This window comes from Kribbella sp. NPDC058693 (genome assembly GCF_042715335.1).
GTDB classification, from domain to species: domain Bacteria; phylum Actinomycetota; class Actinomycetes; order Propionibacteriales; family Kribbellaceae; genus Kribbella; species Kribbella jiaozuonensis.
This window is the reverse complement of sequence record NZ_JBHXSQ010000002.1, coordinates 24,892-42,726: the sequence shown is the minus strand read 5'-3', so window position 1 is coordinate 42,726 and position 17,835 is coordinate 24,892. Positions and strand designations below refer to the sequence as shown.

The following is a 17,835-nucleotide window of genomic DNA, read 5'->3' as shown; positions in this document are numbered from 1 at the left end:
CAGTTGAGCGAGAAACAGCCCGCACGCCGCCGGAGGCGGCCAATAGGACAGTCGCCGCGGAGCGGTGTCCTTTGGCCGGTGTCCTTTCGGTGTGCTCGGGCTAGCTCTTGATGCCGGCGTGGACTAGGGCTAGTTCGCAGAACATGGCGTTGGCCCAGGAGAACCAGTCGCGGGTGTATTGGGTGGGGTCGTCTACGTTGAAGCCTTCGTGCATCTGGCCGGTGCCGCCCGTCGTGTCGCGGAGGAGTTCCAACAACTGCTGGCGTTCCTCGGGTGACGTGCTGGAGATGCCCTGCACGGCAAGGGCGATGTGCCAGATGTACCGCGGCGGCGTATGCGGACTCCCGATCCCCGCCGCAGCAGTCCCGCTGTAGTAGTACGGGTTCTCGGGACTGAGCAACAGCCGACGAGTAGCCAGGTACGTCGGATCGTCCGGCGCTGCATACCCAGTCAGCGGGATCGACAGCAGGCTAGGCATGTTCGCGTCGTCCATCAGCAACGTCTCGCCCAGCCCGTCGACCTCATACGCGTACACCTGTCCGTGCTCCGGGTGCTCCACAACCGCGTAGGAAGAAATCCCCTCGTCGATGTCCGCCTTCAACGCCTTCGCGCGATCGGCCAGGTCCGCATCCCGCAGTACCTCGGTAGCGATCTCCTGCAGATACCCGAGCACCACCGACGCGAACATGTTCCCCGGCACGTTGAAGCCCAGCTCGGTAGCGTCGTCGCTCGGCCGGAACGCGCTCCACGACATCCCGGTCGGCTGCGTCAACCGACCACGCCCCTCGCGCACCAGCGTGTCCGACGGCCGGTCGTCAAGACGCTGGAACCGGTACGGCGACCGAGCCTCGTGGTCCTGCTCCACGGTCCACAGCTCGACGACAGCCTCCGCCGCCGCGCGGAACCGCTCGTCGATCACGTCCGCCCGACCCGTGATCCGCCACAGCCGGTACGCCAACTCAAGAGGGAAACAGAGCGAGTCGATCTCGTACTTGCGTTCCCACACCCACGGCGACATCTCCGTCTCGTCGGTGACATGCCCCGCCCCGTTGGCCGATTTGTTGAAGGCGTTCGCGTACGGATCCAGTACGACGTACTCCAACTGCCGGTGCAGCACCCCGATCAGCGTGTCCTGCAGGCCCGGGTCGTCCTTGCACAGCAGCAGGTACGGGCGCATCTGGGCCGCGGAGTCGCGCAGCCACATCGCCGGGATGTCGCCGGTGAGCACGAACGTCGTCCCGTCCGGCAACTGCTCGGCGACCGCGGGCAGGTTCCCGGCCATCGAGCGCCGGAACATCTCCGCGATCACCTCGTCGCCGGTCGCCTGCTGAACAGCCGCAACGGCTCGGGCGAGGACCTCGGGGTCGATCATCAACACAATCACCTTTCAGCGACAACCGCAGTGCTCTGCAACAACAAGGAAGGGTTTGGCGAGAACGTCTGGTCGAGGACCAGACTGGCGGCGCCGATCGCGCCGACGTCTTGGCCGAGCGCCGTACCGGCGACCTCGAACGGGTGGACGGCGCGCACCAGGAAGCGATCGTCCAGCGCATCGCGTACTGCGCCACCGAGCACCGGCGCGAGCTGCTCCCAGTGCGGGCCGCCGAAGACGACCCGCTCCAGATCGAGCAGGTTCGCGATGTCCTCGACGACCTTGGCGATCCGCCCGGCGAGAGCGACGATGATCTCCTGAGCAGCCCCAGGACTGTCCGCCGCCGACGCACACAGCTGGGCGAACGCCGCGTCCACCGCCGGCCGATCCTCGATATCGATGCCTTGGGCAAGTACTCCGGCCTCGACCGCCTGCTGCACCAAGTACCGCGGCTGGCTGGTCTCGCCCACGCACCCACGCCGCCCGCAGTAGCAGACCGGTCCGTCCGGATCCACGATCACATGACCGATCTCGCCGACGTTGCTGGACGATCCGCGGACGATCTCATCACCGATCACCAGCCCCGCACCGACGCCCGTGCCGAGGTAGAAGAACAAGAAGCTGCCGCCCTGCCCGGCCCATTTCTCGGCGGACGCGGCCGCAGTCACGTCCTTGTCGAGCACGATCGGCAGACCGGTCCGCTCCCGCAGCTCGTCGCGGAGCGGGACCAGGTGCCAGGCCGACAGGTTCGGCGGGTCGACGACCACACCGCGCTCGACATCGATCGGCCCCGGCGCAGCGATGCCCACGCCGGTGACGCGGTCGCGCGGTGCGCCGGACGCGGCGATCACTTCCTCGATCGTCTTCGCGATGCCGTCGATGAGTACGTCGGGATCGTCGGCGTACTGGTCGACCGGTCGCCGCGCGACCACCTCGCCGGTGAGATCGAGCAGTACGACGGTGACCACGGACGGGTCGAGATGCACGCCGACGGCGTACTGGCCGGTGGGCTCGAGCTCGAGCAACGTCCGCGGCTTGCCGAGGCCGGCACCGCGCAGTCGCCCGGCTTCCCGGACGAGACCGGCGTCCAGAAGACGGCGGGCGATGTTGGAGATGGCCTGGCCGGACAGTCCGGTGGCTTCGGCGAGCTCGACGCGGCTGAGTTGTTCGCTGCGGCGGATCGCGTCGAGTACGACGGCATCGTTGAAGCCGCCGACCCGATCGAGATTCGTGCCCCGCCGTACGCTCACAAAGGCCCCCAGGTCAGTTGGCGGTCGGGTCCGCACCCCACGGACGAGACCAGTCGTAGTGGAGGATCTCGTCACCCGCCCGCCAGGCGTTGGGCGTGGTGTTCACCAGCCAGTCGGTCGGCTCGATCGCCGTGTTCTCAGCCGCCGCACCACCACTGAGCGCCAAATGTATACCGTTCCGCAACGCCCGGTCGGACCGCTCCGTCCGGGCGGCTGGATCGATCGACAGGAACAGTGCCGTACCGGATCGGGCGACCAGGTCGAGGAAGCGCTCGTTGAGCTCCCACGGCGTCTGCGGCGTGCACGGAACACAGTCCGCGTCGACGGCGAAGAACCGGTTGTGCTGCGGGAGCCGGAACGCGAGCGTGTTGACACCCATCTTCCGGGTCCGCTCCCAGTCGCGGCCTGAGGTGTCGTCACCGGTCCGCTGTACGTCGACCAGCCCGGCGGCGAGGTGGCCGACGGTGTTGCAGCCGATCACAACGACGTCCTCCGCCGCGGACCGGATCTCCCGGTAGAACGCGAGGATGATCTCGGCGGTCGTCCGCGACGTGTCGTGCAGCTGCCAGCCGCCGCGCGTCAACCGCGATCCCATCGCCGGCCCGAAGGCGCCGAAGACGTCGTACGTGCTGAAGTCGTGCTTCACGAGCTCGAAGCCCCAGGACCGGAAACGCTGGAGGTCGGCTCGCACTCCGTCCAGGACCTCGGGGTACGACGGATCGAGCGCGCGCCCCGGCTTGTCATGGGGTCCCGTCGACGCCCAGCGACCGGGCTCGCGGACGAGGAGCGGGCGGAACCAGAGGCCCGGCCGGGCGCCGATCGCCTTGATCGCGGCCGCCGTACCGGCCATGTCGTCGAAGACGCCCGGTGTCCCGCGGTCCCAGGGGCCGCCGGAGCAGACGCCGCCCGGGTACCAGCCGTCGTCGACGACGCTGAACGGTTTCACCGGGTGACCGTCGGCAAGTTCGACGATCGTGGTCGCGTCCTGCAGGACGGCCTTCTCGTCGAAGTTCTCGCCGTACGCGTAGTACCAGTTGTTGGCCCCGACCACCGGCGCGGGCTCAGGTCGCGCCGGTAGTCGGGTGCTCATGGTGGCGACCGCTGCGTTCAGGGTCTGCCAAGGTGTGCCGCCGTCATTGAATAGTCGCACGGTCGCCGCAGTCAGCGTCCGGCCCCTCAAGTGTGTAGGACCGCCACCGTTGCGCAGGTCAAGCCAGAGCGTGAAGCCGTCGTCGTCGACCGTCCAGGCGCAGAACGCACTCGGCTGGACATCAACGCCGGCACCGGTCGTGCTGCCGGTCTGCGGATCGTGGACGAGGAAGTACCACGGCAGCAGGCGCTCAGGTCGCACGTGACGCCACTGGAGGTCGCCGTACGAACGCTCCCAGGCATCGCCGAGGATCAGCGCATCGGCCGGGAGCCGCTCGGACCAGCGGAGCGCGACGCGAGAGATCGTCGTCGCGGTGACGTCGACGGTCCCGTCGTTCCAGCTGACCTCAGCACCCGCGGCCGACCAGGTCGAGCCGGATCTGACCGCGGTGGTCAGTCCGTCCGAGAGATCCGACTGGACGAAAACAGCACTCGGTTCTCTCACCAGACTCCCTCGGGGCGGAATTACTTTCCCCACAGACTTTAGTTAGTGCGTCACGAACCGGTCAAGGCGGCCACCGCGGTGACGAGACGGTCGACATCCGACTGATCCGTGTATGGCGCGAGGCCCGCGCGGACGGCTCCGGCCGGACCGAGGCCGAGGACGCGAGCAGGCTCGTACGCGTAGAACGAGCCGGCCGGAGCGTTCACGCCGGCCTTCGCCAGGTGCTCGGCAACAGCTGTGGGAGCGTGGCCCTCGAGGTTGAAGAGCAGGGTCGGCGTCCGGTTGGCGGCGTGGCCGTAGAGGGTGATGCCGGGCATCGCGGCGAGGCGGGTCTCGAGATCGTCGCGGAGGCTGTCCTCGTACTCCTCGACCAGCTCGAGCGAGCTGACCAGCCGCTCCCGCCGAGTCGCGCCCGTACCGCCCAGGCCGGCCAGGAAGTCGACGGCAGCAGTCGCGCCGGCCAGCAGCTCGTACGGCAGCGTGCCGAACTCGAAGCGCTCCGGTACGACGTTCGACGACGGCATGAGCTTGTCAGGTTTGAGCGTCTCGAGCAGCTCCGGCGCGGCGGTCAGCGCGCCCAGGTGCGGCCCGAAGAACTTGTACGGCGAACACACGTAGAAGTCGGCGTACTCGGCGTCGACCGGGACGTGGGCGGTGAGGTGGACGCCGTCGACATAGATGAGCGCGCCCGCCTCGTGGACCTGATCGGCCAGCTTGCGCGTGTCAGGACGGGTACCGAGGAGGTTGGAAGCGCCGGTGACCGCGACCAGGCGGGTGCGGTCGGTGAGCAGTGGCGCGACGTCGTCGAGCTCGGACGTCTCGGGGTCGAAGCCGAGCCATTTGATCGTGGCGCCGGCAGCTTCGGCAGCCTGCACCCAGGGACGGACGTTCGCGTCATGGTCGAGCTGGGTGACGATCACCTCGTCGCCCTCGGACCAGTTCTTGGCGAGCGTGCGCGAGAAGTCGTACGTCAGCTGGGTCATGCTGCGGCCGAAGACGATCCCCTGCGCGGTCGTCCCGAGCAGATCGGCCATCGCTTCCCGCGCCCCGGCGACGATCTCGTCGGCGCGACGCTCGGCGGCCGTGAGTTGGCCGCGGTTCGCGAGCGCCGAGGTCATCGTTCTCGAGACCGCATCGGCGACGACCTGCGGCGTCTGCGAGCCGCCCGGACCGTCGAAATGGGCCGCTCCCTCGTCGAGTGCGGGGAACTGCTTCCGGACCGCCACCACATCGAAGGCACACATGAGCGTCATCCTCGCTCACTCCTGACATCCGCCGCTACCACGTGCCCGAATGCGGATAAAAATCTCCGGAATGTCGGTTACTTAGTGCAGGATGTCAGGAGTGAGTACCGTTACGACTCCTGACAAGGCTCCGGTGCGGGCCTGGCTCCCGGTGATGCTGGCCCTGGCCGCCATCTGGGGCTGCAGCTTCCTGTTCATCTCGATCGGTGTGCGGGAGCTACCGCCGCTCTACCTGGCGCTCGGGCGGGTGATCGCGGGATCCGTCGTACTGCTCGCGATCCTCGTCGTGAAGCGGGAGTCGCTGCCGCGCGATCCGCGGCTGTGGGCGCACTCGTTCGTCGCCGGTGCGATCGGGTCCGCAATCCCGTGGACGCTGTTCGGGTACGGCGAGGAGCGGATCCCGTCGCTGCTGGCCGGCATCTGGAACGGGATCACCCCGCTGGTCGTGCTCCCGATCGCCGTGCTGATCTTCCGGACCGAGGTGTTCTCGATGCAGCGCGGTCTCGGGCTGCTGATCGGGTTCACCGGGATGCTCGTGGTGCTCGGTGCCTGGCGGGTGGACAGCGGAGCCGACCTGGTCGGGCAGGGGCTGTGCATGCTCGCGGCGGTGTTCTACGGGCTCGCGATCCCCTACCAGAAGAAGTTCCTGGCCGGGACGACGTTGTCCGGTACCTCGCTGTCGGCGGCGTTGTTGCTGTGCGCAACCGTTCAGCTGGCGATCGTCGCGCCGCTGGTCACCCGGCAGGCGCCGCCCGCGCCGTGGTCGTTGTCGGCCGAGGTCGTGCTGAGCGTTCTGGCGCTCGGTGCCCTCGGTAGTGGGCTGGCGTTCGTGCTCAACATGCGCAACATCCGGATGATCGGTGCGAGCCGCTCGTCGATGGTCACGTACCTGATGCCGGTCTTCTCGATCCTGGTCGGCGTGATCGTGCTGCACGAGCACATCACCTGGTACCAGCCGGTCGGCGGCCTAATCGTCCTGCTCGGCGTGGCCGTATCCCAGGGCGTGCTGACCGTTCGCCGCAAGCAACCCATCCCCGCAGAAGCGCCCGCGGTGTAGCTACCTCTGGCGTCGGAGGTTGGGGACGGCCGCGACCGCCACCGCGGCGAGCGCGAGGAGCGTGCCGACGACGACCGGGGCCGAGACCGGCTTGTCGGCGACCGGGAAGAAGACGTCGATGAACAGGCTCGCGATGAGCTGACCCGCGATCGTGCCGAGGCCGAGGACGAAGACGCCGACGACCCGGACCACGGCGGCAGCGGCGCTGATGAAGATCACGCCGCAGGCGCCACCGAAGTACAGCCAGGGTTCGCTCGGGAGGTGTCGTGGTGCGCCGCGGAGTGCGAGGTCGACGAGGAAGACGAGCAGCAGCGCGGCGAATCCGACCAGGAAGTTGACGACGCCGGCGGCAACTGCGCCGTACGCGTCGGTGGAAGCGGTCCGCGCGACCCGGCCGTTGATGGCCTGCTGTACGGCGGTGCCGACGCCGCCGAGCGCGGGCAGTACTGCGAGGAGCAGGCCGTCGGGGTGACTCAGCTGATCCGACACCGCCAGGCCGACCGCGACCAGCGCGATCATCGCGCCGACGATCCGGATGGCGGTCAGCGGCTGCGGGCCGGCCGGGCCGAAGCCGAGGCGGTCGACGACCAGGCTGCTGATCGCCTGGCCGGCCACACCGGCCACCAGGAACACCGCGACGCCGATGATGGAGACGGTGATGGACTGCGTCGCGACGAGGAACGCGCCGGCGAGTCCACCGAGACATTGCCACCAGCGCAGACCGCCGTACCCGCGCATCGGCGTACGAATCGTGCGCCAGACGTTGCCGAGTGCGCGCCGGACCGGCGGCACCACGGCGGTCGCGACCAGCAGGATCAGCAGGCCGGTGCCGAATGAGATCAGTGCCGCCGGAATCCCGTCGCCGAGGATGCCGCCGAGCTCGCCGTTCAGCCGCGACTGCACCGCCACCAGCATGCCGATCCCGAACGCCGAGACGAGGCCGACAAGGTGGTGCTGCCGGGTCGAAGCGGCGGAAGGCGTGGCGGTTGTTGTCACCTCACCATCATGACCGTCCGGCTTATAGCGCCTGACAGCAGGTCCGCATTATGACCGGCGGATCAGCGCCAGGTACATCGCGTCGGTGCCGTGCAGATGCGGCCAGAGCTGCACATCCGGTCCGTCGCCGAGGTCCGGTACGCCGGGGAACAGCGGCCGTGCGTCTTCGAGGGACGCGTCATCGCGGCGACCCAGGACGGCGTCGACGACCGCGCGGGTCTCGTCCGGGTGGGGTGAGCAGGTCACGTACGCAACCACGCCACCCGGCCGGACCGAGGTGATCGCCGAGTCGAGCAGGGCCTCCTGGAGCGGGCGCAGTTCAACGACGTCTTCCGGCGTACGACGCCAGCGTGCCTCGGGTCGACGCCGGAGAGCGCCGAGCCCACTGCAGGGGACGTCGGCCAGCACCCGATCGAACGAGCCGGCCGGCCAGGTCGGCTTGGTGCCATCGCCGACCAGCACCTTGTGGTTGCCGGGAATCGCGCGCAGGTTGGCGCGGACCAACTCGGCCCGGTGCTTGAGCGGCTCGACCGCGGTCAGCTGGCCATCCCCCACCAGCGACGCGAGCAGTGCCGACTTTCCACCCGGTCCCGCGCAGAGGTCGAGCCAGTTGGCGTCGTCTCCGTCGACCTTCGCAGATGCCAGCACGATCGCGACAAGCTGTGAGCCCTCGTCCTGCACCCCGGCCCGACCAGTTGCCACCGCCTCGATCCGCCCCGGGTCACCCCCGCCTTCGAGCACAGCTCCGTACGGCGACCACCGCGCGGGCGTCGCACCGCCCGCCACCAACTCATCCACCGTCGCCAGCCCGGGTCGCACCACCAAGCTCACCCGCGCAGGCTCGTTGTCCGCGACAAGCAGCCGCTCCAGCACGCCACCGGCCACCGCCTGACCAGCCGCCGCGCCACGATCGAGGGCCCGGTTGAAGGCCTCGACGACCCAGCGCGGGTGGGCTTCGGCAAGCGCGAGGTAGCCGATCGGGTCGCTGTCGGCGGCCGGGGCCACGGTTGCGATCCACTGGTCCAGCGAGCGCTGGCTGATCTTCCGGAGTACGGCGTTGACGAGGCCGGTGCGTTTCTGGCCCAGCTCCGAGCGGGTGAGGGTGACCATCTCGTTGACCGCGGCGTACGAGTCGACGCGCATGTTGAGTAGCTGGTGCGTGCCGAGGCGGAGCAGGTCGAGGAGTTCGGGGTCGAGGTCGGCGAGGGGGCGGGAGACGCTGCGGGCGAGGAAGGCGTCGTACGTGCCCTGCCAGCGCAGCGTTCCGTGGACGAGCTCGGTGCAGAACGCGGCATCGCGGCCCGACAGGTGCGCCTCGCGGAGCGCCTTGTTGAGGGCGAGGTTCGCGTACGCGGCCTCGGCCGTCACCTGCCGGATGACCTGGAACGCGACCACCCGGACCCGATCCGGCCGGACCTGCGGTGCGCGATTACGCGGCGACCGATCACTCACCCCAGAACGTCCTCATCGGTGAGACGGATGCCGCGCGCCCAGTCGGCCGCGGCCATCGGCTTCTTGCCCTGCGGCTGGACCGTCACGAGCTCGACCGCGCGGCTCCCGGTGCCGACCTTCACGCTCGACTTCGTCGCCTGCAGCTCGCCGGGCTTCAGCTCTTCGTCGGTCAGCCGTACGGCGAGCACCTTCAGCCGCTCGCCCCGGAACGTCGTCCACGCCCCCGGCGCCGGGTTGCACCCACGCACCAGCCGGTCCACCCGCTGCGCCGGAGCGCTCAGATCCAGCTCGGCGTCCTCGACCGTGATCTTCGGCGCGAGCGTCACTCCGTCGGCCGGCTGCTCCCGGGCCTCCAGTACGCCGGCCTCGATCCCGTCCAGCGTGTCGACCAGGAGCTTCGACCCGGACACGGCCAGGCGGTGCAGCAGATCGCCCGACGTGTCCGAAGGGCCGATCGGCTCGGTCAGTACGCCGAACACCGGCCCCGCGTCGAGCGCCTTGACGATCCGGAACGTGCTCGCGCCGGTGACGTCGTCGCCCGAGATGATCGAGTGCTGCACCGGCGCAGCCCCACGCCAGGCGGGCAGGACCGAGAAGTGCAGGTTGATCCAGCCGTGCTGCGGGATGTCGAGCGCGGCCTGCGGCAGCAGACCGCCATACGCGACGACCGGGCAGCAGTCCGGCGCGATCTCTCGCATCCGCTCCAGGAACGCCGGGTCGCTCGGCTTCACCGGCTTGAGGATCTCGATCCCGCCGAGCTCCTCGGCGTACTGCGCGACCGGGGAGGCGACGAGCTTGCGCCCGCGGCCGGCCGGTGCGTCGGGCCGGGTGACGACGCCGACGAGTTCGTGGCGGCTGGCAACGATCGCCTCGAGGGCGGTGACGGCTGGTTCCGGCGTACCGGCAAAGACGACTCTCACAGGCCAAAACCATTCGTCGGGTGGGGTGAGACCTTGATCTGCGGCGGGCCGGCCAGGCCGGACCACTCGGACTCGCGGATCGCCTTCATCGCCAGCTTGCGGGTCTCCCGGTCGAGGCGGTCGACGAACAGGATGCCGTCCAGGTGGTCGGTCTCGTGCTGGATGCAGCGGGCGAGCAGGTCCGAGCCCTCGATCACCACCGGATCGCCGTACATGTTGAAGCCCTTGGCGATCACTGACTGGGCGCGGCGGCAGTCGAAGGTCAGGCCGGGGATCGACAGGCAGCCCTCGGGACCGAACTGGTCGTCGGTCGAGAGCGACAGCTCGGGGTTGATCAGGTGCCCGAGCTCGCCTTCGACGTGGTACGTGAACACCCGCAGCCCGACGCCGATCTGCGGCGCGGCCAGGCCGGATCCGGGCGCGTCCTGCATGGTGTCGGTGAGGTCCGCGACCAGGCGGCGCAGCTCGGCGTCGAAGTCGACGACCGGCTCGGCCTTGGTGATCAGCACAGGGTCGCCGAACAGGCGGATGGGTTGGACCGACACAGATTCTCCACAGCTTTCACCGGACCGGGACCGAGCAAGTCTAGTGGGCCGGGCGGACGGAATCCGGCGGGAGGGGCCTCCCGTTTGTTGCCACAAGCACGTACTGTGGTCTCAGGCGTACCCTCAGTCACTGCCGTCACACGCCGCTCGGGAGACCCAATGCTCACTGCAGCACGGGGGGCAACTCTGATCCTCCTGGGTGCACTGCTTGCGCAGGCACCCCTCACAGCCCAGGCCTACCAACCCCGCGAGCCCGAGTACTCCGGGCCGCCGTCCACCGCGACACCCACGGTCGCGCCTACCCCGGTGCCGACCTCAGCTCCTACCTCAGTTCCCACCTCTGCTCCTACCTCAGTTCCCACCGGGGAGCCCTCCGCGACGCCGACGCCGAATACGCCGGTCGCGGAGCCGGCTGCGCGGTCGTGGAGCGAGGTGGTGAAGCAGGTGACCGAGACGTCGCCGGGTGATCTGCAGGTGCGGTCCGCGGACAAGTCCGAGCAGGCCGAGTCCATACTCCGGTGTTTCAAGCTCGACACCGAGAACTACTGCCTCGGCCTCGGCTTCGTCGACAAGCTCCCGACCGGCGCGCAGCTGCAGTCGCTCGTCAGCCCGCCGACCCTGCGCGCGGCAGGCGACGTCGGAGTCGAGCAGGACATCCCCACCGGCGACCTCGCCCCTGCCGACTTCGTCGCCCAGCGCGCCGCGATGCCGAAGAGCACCCGAGTCAGCGCCGAGCTGGACGAGATGCAGGCGGCGTGGAACGGCCGCGAGAAAGCCCGCGAACTCCGCGAACTGGTTGCCGCCGGCACCCCACCGGTGAACCCGCAGGAGCCGAACCGCGAAGCGGCGCCCGCCACGCCCGGGACCGGGACGACGGCGACTGCGCCGACTGCCACTCCGACCGCAACGCCGACTCGAAGTGCTCCCACGGTGGCGCCCTCCAAGCCGGTCCCGTCCGCACCGACGACGCCGGCCGCTCCGGTGAAGGTGCCGGCTTCGGCGTACATCATGAAGGGGTTCCAGACCTCGCAGGAGAAGGGGTACTGGTGTGGGCCGGCGACGTTCCAGTCGATCGACTGGGCCGATGACAACCAGAAGGACACCCAGGCGTCCTGGGCCAAGGACCTCGGCTCGACGACCGGCGGTACGGCGATCTCCTCGATGGTGAAGCAGACCAACGCGAAGACCGCCTGGCCCAAGTCCGCGGACACGTACATCGTGCAGAACGTCTCGGACTGGAACGCGCAGACGTTCTTCACCGTCCACCAGAAGCACCTCGGCGTGTACAAGGCCCCGGTGATCGAGCACGTGCAGCTGCTCAAGCGGTACTTCCCGTACCTCGCCTTCAACCACAGCGGCCACTACCAGGTCGGCCGCGGCTACGACAAGGCGAACGGCACGATCGCGATCTTCGAGGTGTTCAACGAGCGCCGGTTCAACAGCCGCGGCAACGTCACCGACGGCCCGCGGAACATCCCGGCCAGCGCGCTGTTCAACGCCACCCTGGCCAACTCCTTCAAGAACATCGGGTTGTAGATGCGTCGTCGTACGGTTGCCGCAGGCACCCTTCTCGTCCTGTTCGTGGCCGGCTGCTCGTCAACTGAGCCGACCACAACGCCAACCCCCACACCAACGCCGAAACCGTCGGTCACCCCAACAAGACCGACGGACAGCGGTACGGCGATCCCGGTCTGGGCGAATGTCCTGCGGCAACCGGTCGACGGCCAGCACCTCGTCACCCAGCAACACAAGTACGTCGTGACCCGCGGAAGCGACGAGGCCGGTACGACGACGATCACCAACCGCACCTCCAAGAGGCCCGTCGTCCGCCACATCCCCGCAACCGGCTTCGTTGCCCAATCCCCCGTCGTCATCGACGACCACTGGGCGCTGATCGAGGACATCCGCTCCGACGGCCCCGATCCACAGATCACGGTCATCCGCTACGACCTGAGCACCGGCAAGGCCGCACCACCAACCGGACTCCCACCCGTCTCCGAGCCCGAGATCGGCGCCTACAACGGCACCTTCGCCTACAGCTCGACCGACGCGAAGAACCGCTCCTGCCTGATCGTCGCCGACCTGGCCACGCTCAAATCCCGCGCCGTCACCTGCGTAGACGCTCCCGGGTACGTCGCCGATCCGGTCGTCTCCGCCGACACCGTCACCTTCAGCGAGATCACCGCTCCCGAGACCGCCCGCCGCTGCAAACGCATCCTCTCCGCTTCCCTCTCCAACGGCACGGCGAAACCGGTGCCTGCAGCAACCAACTGCATCCAGTGGAGCGGCGCGACGATCGGCGGCGCAACGGTCTGGTCCGAGGTCGCTGCCGCGGACCCCGACCAGTACCAGAGCAAGGCGTACGTCCGTGAGTCCGGCGACTCCCCCGCCCGCCCGCTCGGCGTCGTCGTCACCGACACGATCCTTGCCTGCGGCAACTGGATCCTCTGGGAGGTCCGAAGCGTCAGCCCGACCGGCGAGGAGACCTACCAGATCATCCGCTGGCGCCCCGGTCTCGCGAAACCGCAACGCATGTACGCCGCGAAACCCGGCGTCGCACTCACCCCGATGACCTGCCAGGACAACACGGTGTACGTCGAAGCGGCGTACCTCGCGAGCACACCGACGTACACGGAAACGATCTCGGCGGCAGTCTGATTACCAGCGCGCGTGCCGGATCCGCACCTTGCCGAACCCGACCGCACCGGTGATCCGGATCCGCGGACCGGTCCCGGTCGACCCGCGCGGCGGCTTGTACTGCGAGTCCTTCCAGGTCGTGTGCAGACCCTCGAGCTCGACGATCGCGTTACGCGGTACCCGGATCTTCGCGCCGCCGGTGCCGAGCTTGAGCTCGATATCGACCTCTGGATGCTCGAAGATCGCCCGGGTCAGATCGAGCCGGACCCGGCCGAACGCGGAATGCACCTTCAGCTTCCGCGGCACCCGCCAGACACCGACACGGCTGATCCGCCCGGACGCCGCGCCGATCGTCGCCGAGCGACCGGGGTCCGGAGCCGGCAGCGACTTGAGCGCCAGCTCGAGGTCGCGCCTGGTCCGGGCACTGAGCACCTGGTGCAGCCGGGCGTCCATCTCCTCGTGGGTGAGGATCCCGTCCGTGTAAGCCTCCTGCACGCGTCGCACAGCGGTATCGCGATCCACGTCCCCGATGGCGGGCGAGCGGTCTCCAGGTACGAACGTCACCAATCCACTGTAGTACCGCTACACGGCCAGACCACGGGCCCGGAGTTGCGCACGAAGGTCGGCCGCGCCGGTGAAGACCTCGGCGTCGAGACCGACCGCCCGGGCACCGTCGACGTTGTACACCATGTCGTCGGTGTAGAAGGTGCGCGCCGGGTCCAGACCGAAGCGGTCGATGAGGATCCGGTAGATCTTCTCGTCCGGCTTCACCGTCTGCTCGACGCCCGACACGACCTCTCCGTCGAACTGCCTGAGGATCGGGAACGCGTCCTTCGCCACCTCCCACTTCTCACCGGAGAAGTTCGTCAACGCGTACGTCGGCACGCCGAGCGCCTTGATCTCGGTGAGTACTGCGGCAGTGTCCTCGAACACGCCCTTGACCATCTTCAGCCAGCCGGTGTCGTACGCCTCGATCCATTCGGCATGCTCCGGGTGCAGACCCTTCAGCTCCGCAACCGCCTCGGCCCAGGCACGGCCCTCGTCCTGCTTGTGGTTCCAGGCCGGCGTGGCCACATTGGTCAGGAAGTGCGACCGCTGCTCCTCGTCCGGGATCAGGTCGGCGTACAGGTAGTTGGGGCTCCAATCCAGCAGCACCCCGCCGATGTCGAACACCACCGCATCGATCGTCATGTCCGCAACCCTACGAGACTCGGCGAGAACGGCGCCGCAGCCTTTACCGTCCGGAGCACCGGGACGGTCTCGATAGCCGTGATGTGCTCGATGGCTCCGACGCGCTCGGTCAGGTAGGTGTGCAAAGCGTCGGGGCTCGCGCAGAGTGCTTGGGTGACGAGGTTCGTCCGGCCGGTGGTCGCCGCAACGAAGCCGAGCTCGTCGTGCTCGGCCAAGGCCCGACCGACCGCGTCCAGATGCGCGGGCGGGACGGACAGCCACAACATCGCGCTGGTTGTGTAGCCGAGGGCCGTCGGATCGACGTCGACATCAAAGTAAATCGCGCCGGCCTGGTGCAGTTCGTCCAGCCGGCGGGCGACGGTCGCCGTCGACCAGCCCGTGCGTACGGCGAGGTCCGCGTGCGTGGCGCGGCCGTCCTCGCCGAGCGCGGTCAGCAACTTCGCGTCACCGTCGCCGAGTGGCTTGCTGGGTCCTCGATCAGTTGGCGTAGCGATGAAGGCTGCCGCCTGCGCTGCCGTCAGGCTCTTGGCCCGACCACGCCAGGCGGTCGGACCGCCGACGTACATGTGCAGCAGGTACTGCGCCGAGACCGATGTGATGCCGGTTGTTCGCGGGAGGTCGTTCAGCAGGAGCGCGCTGCCGTCGGTCGGGGTGCTGTTGACGATCGACACGATCTCGGTCCCGCCGGCGGCGAACTTGATCCAGCTGGTGTCGGGGCGACGAGCGAGCGCGGCGGCGAGGTCCTGCGCCACGTGCGGGGTCGCCGTGAGGCGTACCAGCCACAACGCCCGCCCGGCCGTCTGCGGATCCGGCAGGCCGATGACCCGCAGACCGGCCTCGGCTCGCAGCCGGTTGAAGCGGCGGGCAACCGTCTGCGTCGAGACGCCGAGGACCTCCCCGATCCGGCTGTACGGCGCTCGCCCGTCGAGCTGCAGCGCGTGGATCAGGGCTCGGTCGATCTCATCCAGCATGTGACGATTCTCGTCCACGGCATCCAGGAATGGAAGATTCATTCAGGTTCCAGAGCAGATGTGGAACATCAGGCGGTCGGATCTGATCGTAGTGGGATGAAGCGATGGATCGGGCTGATCGCCCTGCTCGTGGCCGAGGCCATGAATCTGTTGGACGCGACGATCGTGCAGGTTGCGGCGCCGGTCATCCACGGTGATCTCGGCGGCCGGGCCTCCGACATCCAGTGGTTCAGCGCGGCGTACACCCTGCCGTTTGCGGCTCTGCTGATCACCGGAGGCCGACTCGGCGATCGGTATGGCCGGAGGCGAGTCTTCCGCATCGGCGTTGCCGCCTTCGTGATCACCTCGACGACTTGCGCGTTGGCGATGAACCCCGGCGTGCTGATCGCCTCGCGAGCGGTGCAGGGCGCGGCAGCTGCCCTGGTGATTCCGCAGACGATCGGGTCGATCAGGGCCGGCTTCAGCGGTCCGGCTCTTGCAAAGGCGCTCGGCACGATCGGTCCCGTGATGGGGCTGGCCGGCATCTCAGGGCCGCTGCTCGGAGGGTTCATCACCGAGGTCAGCACGTGGCGAGCGGTCTTCCTCGTCAACGTGCCGCTGGGCCTCGGCGTACTCGCCCTCTCGCATCTACTGCCCGAGTCGGCGGCACCACATCGACCGCGCATCGACGTAGTCGGAACGATGTTGCTGACCGGTGGGACCGCGCTGCTCGTCTACCCGATTCTGCAGTCGCGCGGCTGGTTCCTGTTGGTCGGTGGCGTGGTGTTGCTCGGGCTGTGCCTGTTGCGGGGCAATCTGATCGAGACGAGTCTGTTCGCGCACCGCGGGTTCGCTCCGGCGCTCGCGACCTCCACACTGTTCTTCGCGGTGACGAGCGGGCTGACGTTGGTCGTCGTACTGCATCAGCAACTCACGCTGCACCACAGCGTCATGCGCGCCAGCCTCGCGTTGCTCCCCTGGTCCGCGGCGACCGGGATCGCCTCACTGGTTGCGGGTCAGTGGTTGGTCGGCCGCTTCGGATCACGGCTGATGTATGCCGGTCTCGGCGTAATGCTCGTCGGCCTGGCAGCTGCGCCGTACGCGCTCCTGCCTGCGTTGGCCGTCGGGGGTGTCGGGGTCGGACTGTTCACGACGGCGTTCTTCACGGAGGCGTTGCATCGGGTGGAACCGCACGAGACCGGGTCCGCGGCGGGGCTGCTCAACGCAGTACAGCAATTCGGCGGGACGCTCGGTGTTGCGGCGTTCGGCACGATCTTTCTGCACCACCCAGCCTCGCTCGACCGTGCTGCGTGGGTTGCGGTCGCGGTCGTCGTCGTGACGGTCGCGACCGCTCACCTCATGCGGTCGCCGCGTTGGCTGCGGCTCGGGCGTGGAGCGCCGGAGCCAGCGAGTACTGGCCGATGAAGATCACCACACCGAGTACGGCGCAGCCGAGCCAGGTGGCTGTCGGGCCGAGATGCTCGAGCGCATTCGTACCGGCCAGTGGACCGATCACGGTGCCGACGCCGAACGCCATCCCGGACAGACCCATGTAGCGGCCGCGCAGGTCGATCGGCGCGAGGTCGGCGAACACCGCGCCGATCACCGCGGCGAACCCGATCTCCCCGATCGTCCACACCACAACCGACAAGGCGTAACCCCACCAGCTGTGCACGACAGCGCCGACCCCGAAGCCGAGTCCGACCACGAGCATCGAGGCCGCGAGCAGTTTCGGCCGGTCGAGCTTGGCGTACCACTTGCCGAGGAACGGCTGGACGAGCACGATCACGACACCGTTGAGCGCGATCACCAGACCGTACGTCCGGGACGAGAGGCCGTCGTCCGACATCGCCAGTGGCAGGGTCGAATAGCCCTGCATGTAGATGGTCGCGTAGCCGATCTGGATCAGGATCATCATCAGGAACACGGTGTCGCGTACGACGACTGGCAGCAGCGCTCGGCGTACCGAATCCTCCTCGGGAGCCGGGCGGCTCTCCGGCACCATCATCCAGATGACCAGGCCGGCGACGACCGACGTAGCGGCGTTGACCCAGAACAGCAGGCCGTAGCCGAACGAGGCGAGCACGCCGGCGCTGACCGTCGAGACGGAGAAGCCGAGGTTGATCGCCCAGAACAGTAGGCCGTACGCGCGGACCCGCTCGGTCGGCTGCAACAGGTCCGCGACCGTCGCCTGGACAGCTGGGCGGAACAGGTCGCTGAGCAGGCCGACGAGGAAGGCGGTCACCCAGATCAGCGCCATTGAGCGGGCGGATCCGAGCAGGATCAGCGCGGCGCCGGTGCCGAAGAAGCAGATCAGCATCGTGACCCGGCGGCCGACCCGGTCGGCCAGCCAGCCGCCGACGAGTTGCGCGCAGACGGATCCGGCGCCGACGGCGGCCGCGACGGCTCCCGCCGTACCGGCCGAGAGGTGGCGGTCGTGGGTCAGGTAGAGGACGAGGAACGGTTGCACGAAGCTGCCGAGCCGGTTGACCAGCTGGCACACCCACAGCGCCCAGAACGCCCGCGGCAGGGCGGTGGGGGTCGCGGTGTCGATGGCTACTGCACTCATGGGATCAACTCTCGGGGCGGCGCGAGGTGTTGTCGATGATTAGGGTGAGGACTAATCT

16 protein-coding genes are annotated in these 17,835 nt (G+C 68.6%); 4 read left to right on the top strand and 12 right to left on the bottom strand.

The window, feature by feature from the left end:
* Positions 1-100: 100 nt before the first annotated feature.
* From ACFWUU_RS09980 to ACFWUU_RS09965, 4 genes are read right to left on the bottom strand one after another with little or no spacing between them, the layout of a single operon-like run.
* Positions 101-1,372: a glycoside hydrolase family 125 protein gene (locus ACFWUU_RS09980; protein WP_380174372.1), complete on the bottom strand. Its 1,272-nt coding sequence runs from the start codon at positions 1,370-1,372 to the stop codon at positions 101-103.
* A gap of 8 nt (positions 1,373-1,380) precedes the next feature.
* Complete coding sequence (locus tag ACFWUU_RS09975) at positions 1,381-2,622, bottom strand: ROK family transcriptional regulator (protein WP_380174370.1); 1,242 nt, start codon at positions 2,620-2,622, stop codon at positions 1,381-1,383.
* Positions 2,623-2,635: 13 nt separating this feature from the next.
* A complete protein-coding gene (locus ACFWUU_RS09970) occupies positions 2,636-4,216 on the bottom strand; it encodes a hypothetical protein (protein ID WP_380174368.1) in 1,581 nt (526 codons plus the stop codon).
* A gap of 50 nt (positions 4,217-4,266) precedes the next feature.
* Positions 4,267-5,469, bottom strand: coding sequence for a cysteine desulfurase-like protein (locus tag ACFWUU_RS09965; protein WP_380174366.1), 1,203 nt, complete (start codon positions 5,467-5,469; stop codon positions 4,267-4,269).
* An 82-nt stretch (positions 5,470-5,551) separates the two neighbouring features.
* Here ACFWUU_RS09965 and ACFWUU_RS09960 point away from each other — a divergent pair, with 82 nt between their 5' ends.
* Positions 5,552-6,517, top strand: a complete 966-nt coding sequence (locus tag ACFWUU_RS09960) for a DMT family transporter (RefSeq protein ID WP_380174364.1) — start codon at positions 5,552-5,554, stop codon at positions 6,515-6,517.
* Here ACFWUU_RS09960 and ACFWUU_RS09955 read toward each other — a convergent pair whose 3' ends face one another.
* From ACFWUU_RS09955 to def, 4 genes are read right to left on the bottom strand one after another with little or no spacing between them, the layout of a single operon-like run.
* Complete coding sequence (locus ACFWUU_RS09955; protein ID WP_380174362.1) at positions 6,518-7,513, bottom strand: DMT family transporter; 996 nt, start codon at positions 7,511-7,513, stop codon at positions 6,518-6,520. It abuts the gene before it with no gap.
* A 48-nt stretch (positions 7,514-7,561) separates the two neighbouring features.
* Positions 7,562-8,965 carry an RsmB/NOP family class I SAM-dependent RNA methyltransferase gene (locus tag ACFWUU_RS09950; RefSeq protein ID WP_380174360.1) on the bottom strand — a complete coding sequence of 468 codons (1,404 nt, stop codon included), beginning with the start codon at positions 8,963-8,965 and terminating at the stop codon, positions 7,562-7,564.
* Entirely contained in the window at positions 8,962-9,885 is a 924-nt protein-coding gene (fmt, locus tag ACFWUU_RS09945; protein ID WP_380174358.1) for a methionyl-tRNA formyltransferase, read from the bottom strand. The genes ACFWUU_RS09950 and fmt overlap by 4 nt, the downstream gene beginning before the upstream one ends.
* Positions 9,882-10,430: a peptide deformylase gene (gene def / locus ACFWUU_RS09940; protein WP_137257479.1), complete on the bottom strand. Its 549-nt coding sequence runs from the start codon at positions 10,428-10,430 to the stop codon at positions 9,882-9,884. The genes fmt and def overlap by 4 nt, the downstream gene beginning before the upstream one ends.
* 435 nt (positions 10,431-10,865) lie before the next feature.
* Here def and ACFWUU_RS09935 point away from each other — a divergent pair, with 435 nt between their 5' ends.
* The gene (locus ACFWUU_RS09935) at positions 10,866-11,966 is read left to right on the top strand and encodes a C39 family peptidase (protein ID WP_380174357.1); all 1,101 of its coding nucleotides are present in this window, start codon (positions 10,866-10,868) and stop codon (positions 11,964-11,966) included.
* A complete protein-coding gene (locus ACFWUU_RS09930) occupies positions 11,967-13,088 on the top strand; it encodes a hypothetical protein (protein WP_380174355.1) in 1,122 nt (373 codons plus the stop codon).
* Here the strand turns inward: ACFWUU_RS09930 and ACFWUU_RS09925 are convergent, their stop codons facing one another.
* Genes ACFWUU_RS09925 through ACFWUU_RS09915 form a run of 3 tightly spaced genes read right to left on the bottom strand, consistent with a single transcriptional unit; the run spans position 13,089 to position 15,229 of the window.
* Positions 13,089-13,631: a DUF1707 domain-containing protein gene (locus tag ACFWUU_RS09925; RefSeq protein WP_380174353.1), complete on the bottom strand. Its 543-nt coding sequence runs from the start codon at positions 13,629-13,631 to the stop codon at positions 13,089-13,091.
* 18 nt (positions 13,632-13,649) lie between these two features.
* Positions 13,650-14,258 (bottom strand): HAD family hydrolase, encoded by a 609-nt coding sequence (locus tag ACFWUU_RS09920; protein ID WP_380174351.1) that lies wholly within the window; start codon positions 14,256-14,258, stop codon positions 13,650-13,652.
* Entirely contained in the window at positions 14,255-15,229 is a 975-nt protein-coding gene (locus ACFWUU_RS09915; protein ID WP_380174349.1) for an Lrp/AsnC family transcriptional regulator, read from the bottom strand. Before ACFWUU_RS09915 ends, ACFWUU_RS09920 begins: the two co-directional genes overlap by 4 nt.
* A gap of 96 nt (positions 15,230-15,325) precedes the next feature.
* On the opposite strand from ACFWUU_RS09915, the gene ACFWUU_RS09910 reads away from it, so the two are divergent.
* Entirely contained in the window at positions 15,326-16,633 is a 1,308-nt protein-coding gene (locus ACFWUU_RS09910; protein ID WP_380174347.1) for an MFS transporter, read from the top strand.
* Here ACFWUU_RS09910 and ACFWUU_RS09905 read toward each other — a convergent pair.
* Complete coding sequence (locus ACFWUU_RS09905; protein ID WP_380174345.1) at positions 16,566-17,777, bottom strand: MDR family MFS transporter; 1,212 nt, start codon at positions 17,775-17,777, stop codon at positions 16,566-16,568. The genes ACFWUU_RS09910 and ACFWUU_RS09905 overlap by 68 nt on opposite strands.
* Positions 17,778-17,835 lie beyond the last annotated feature (58 nt).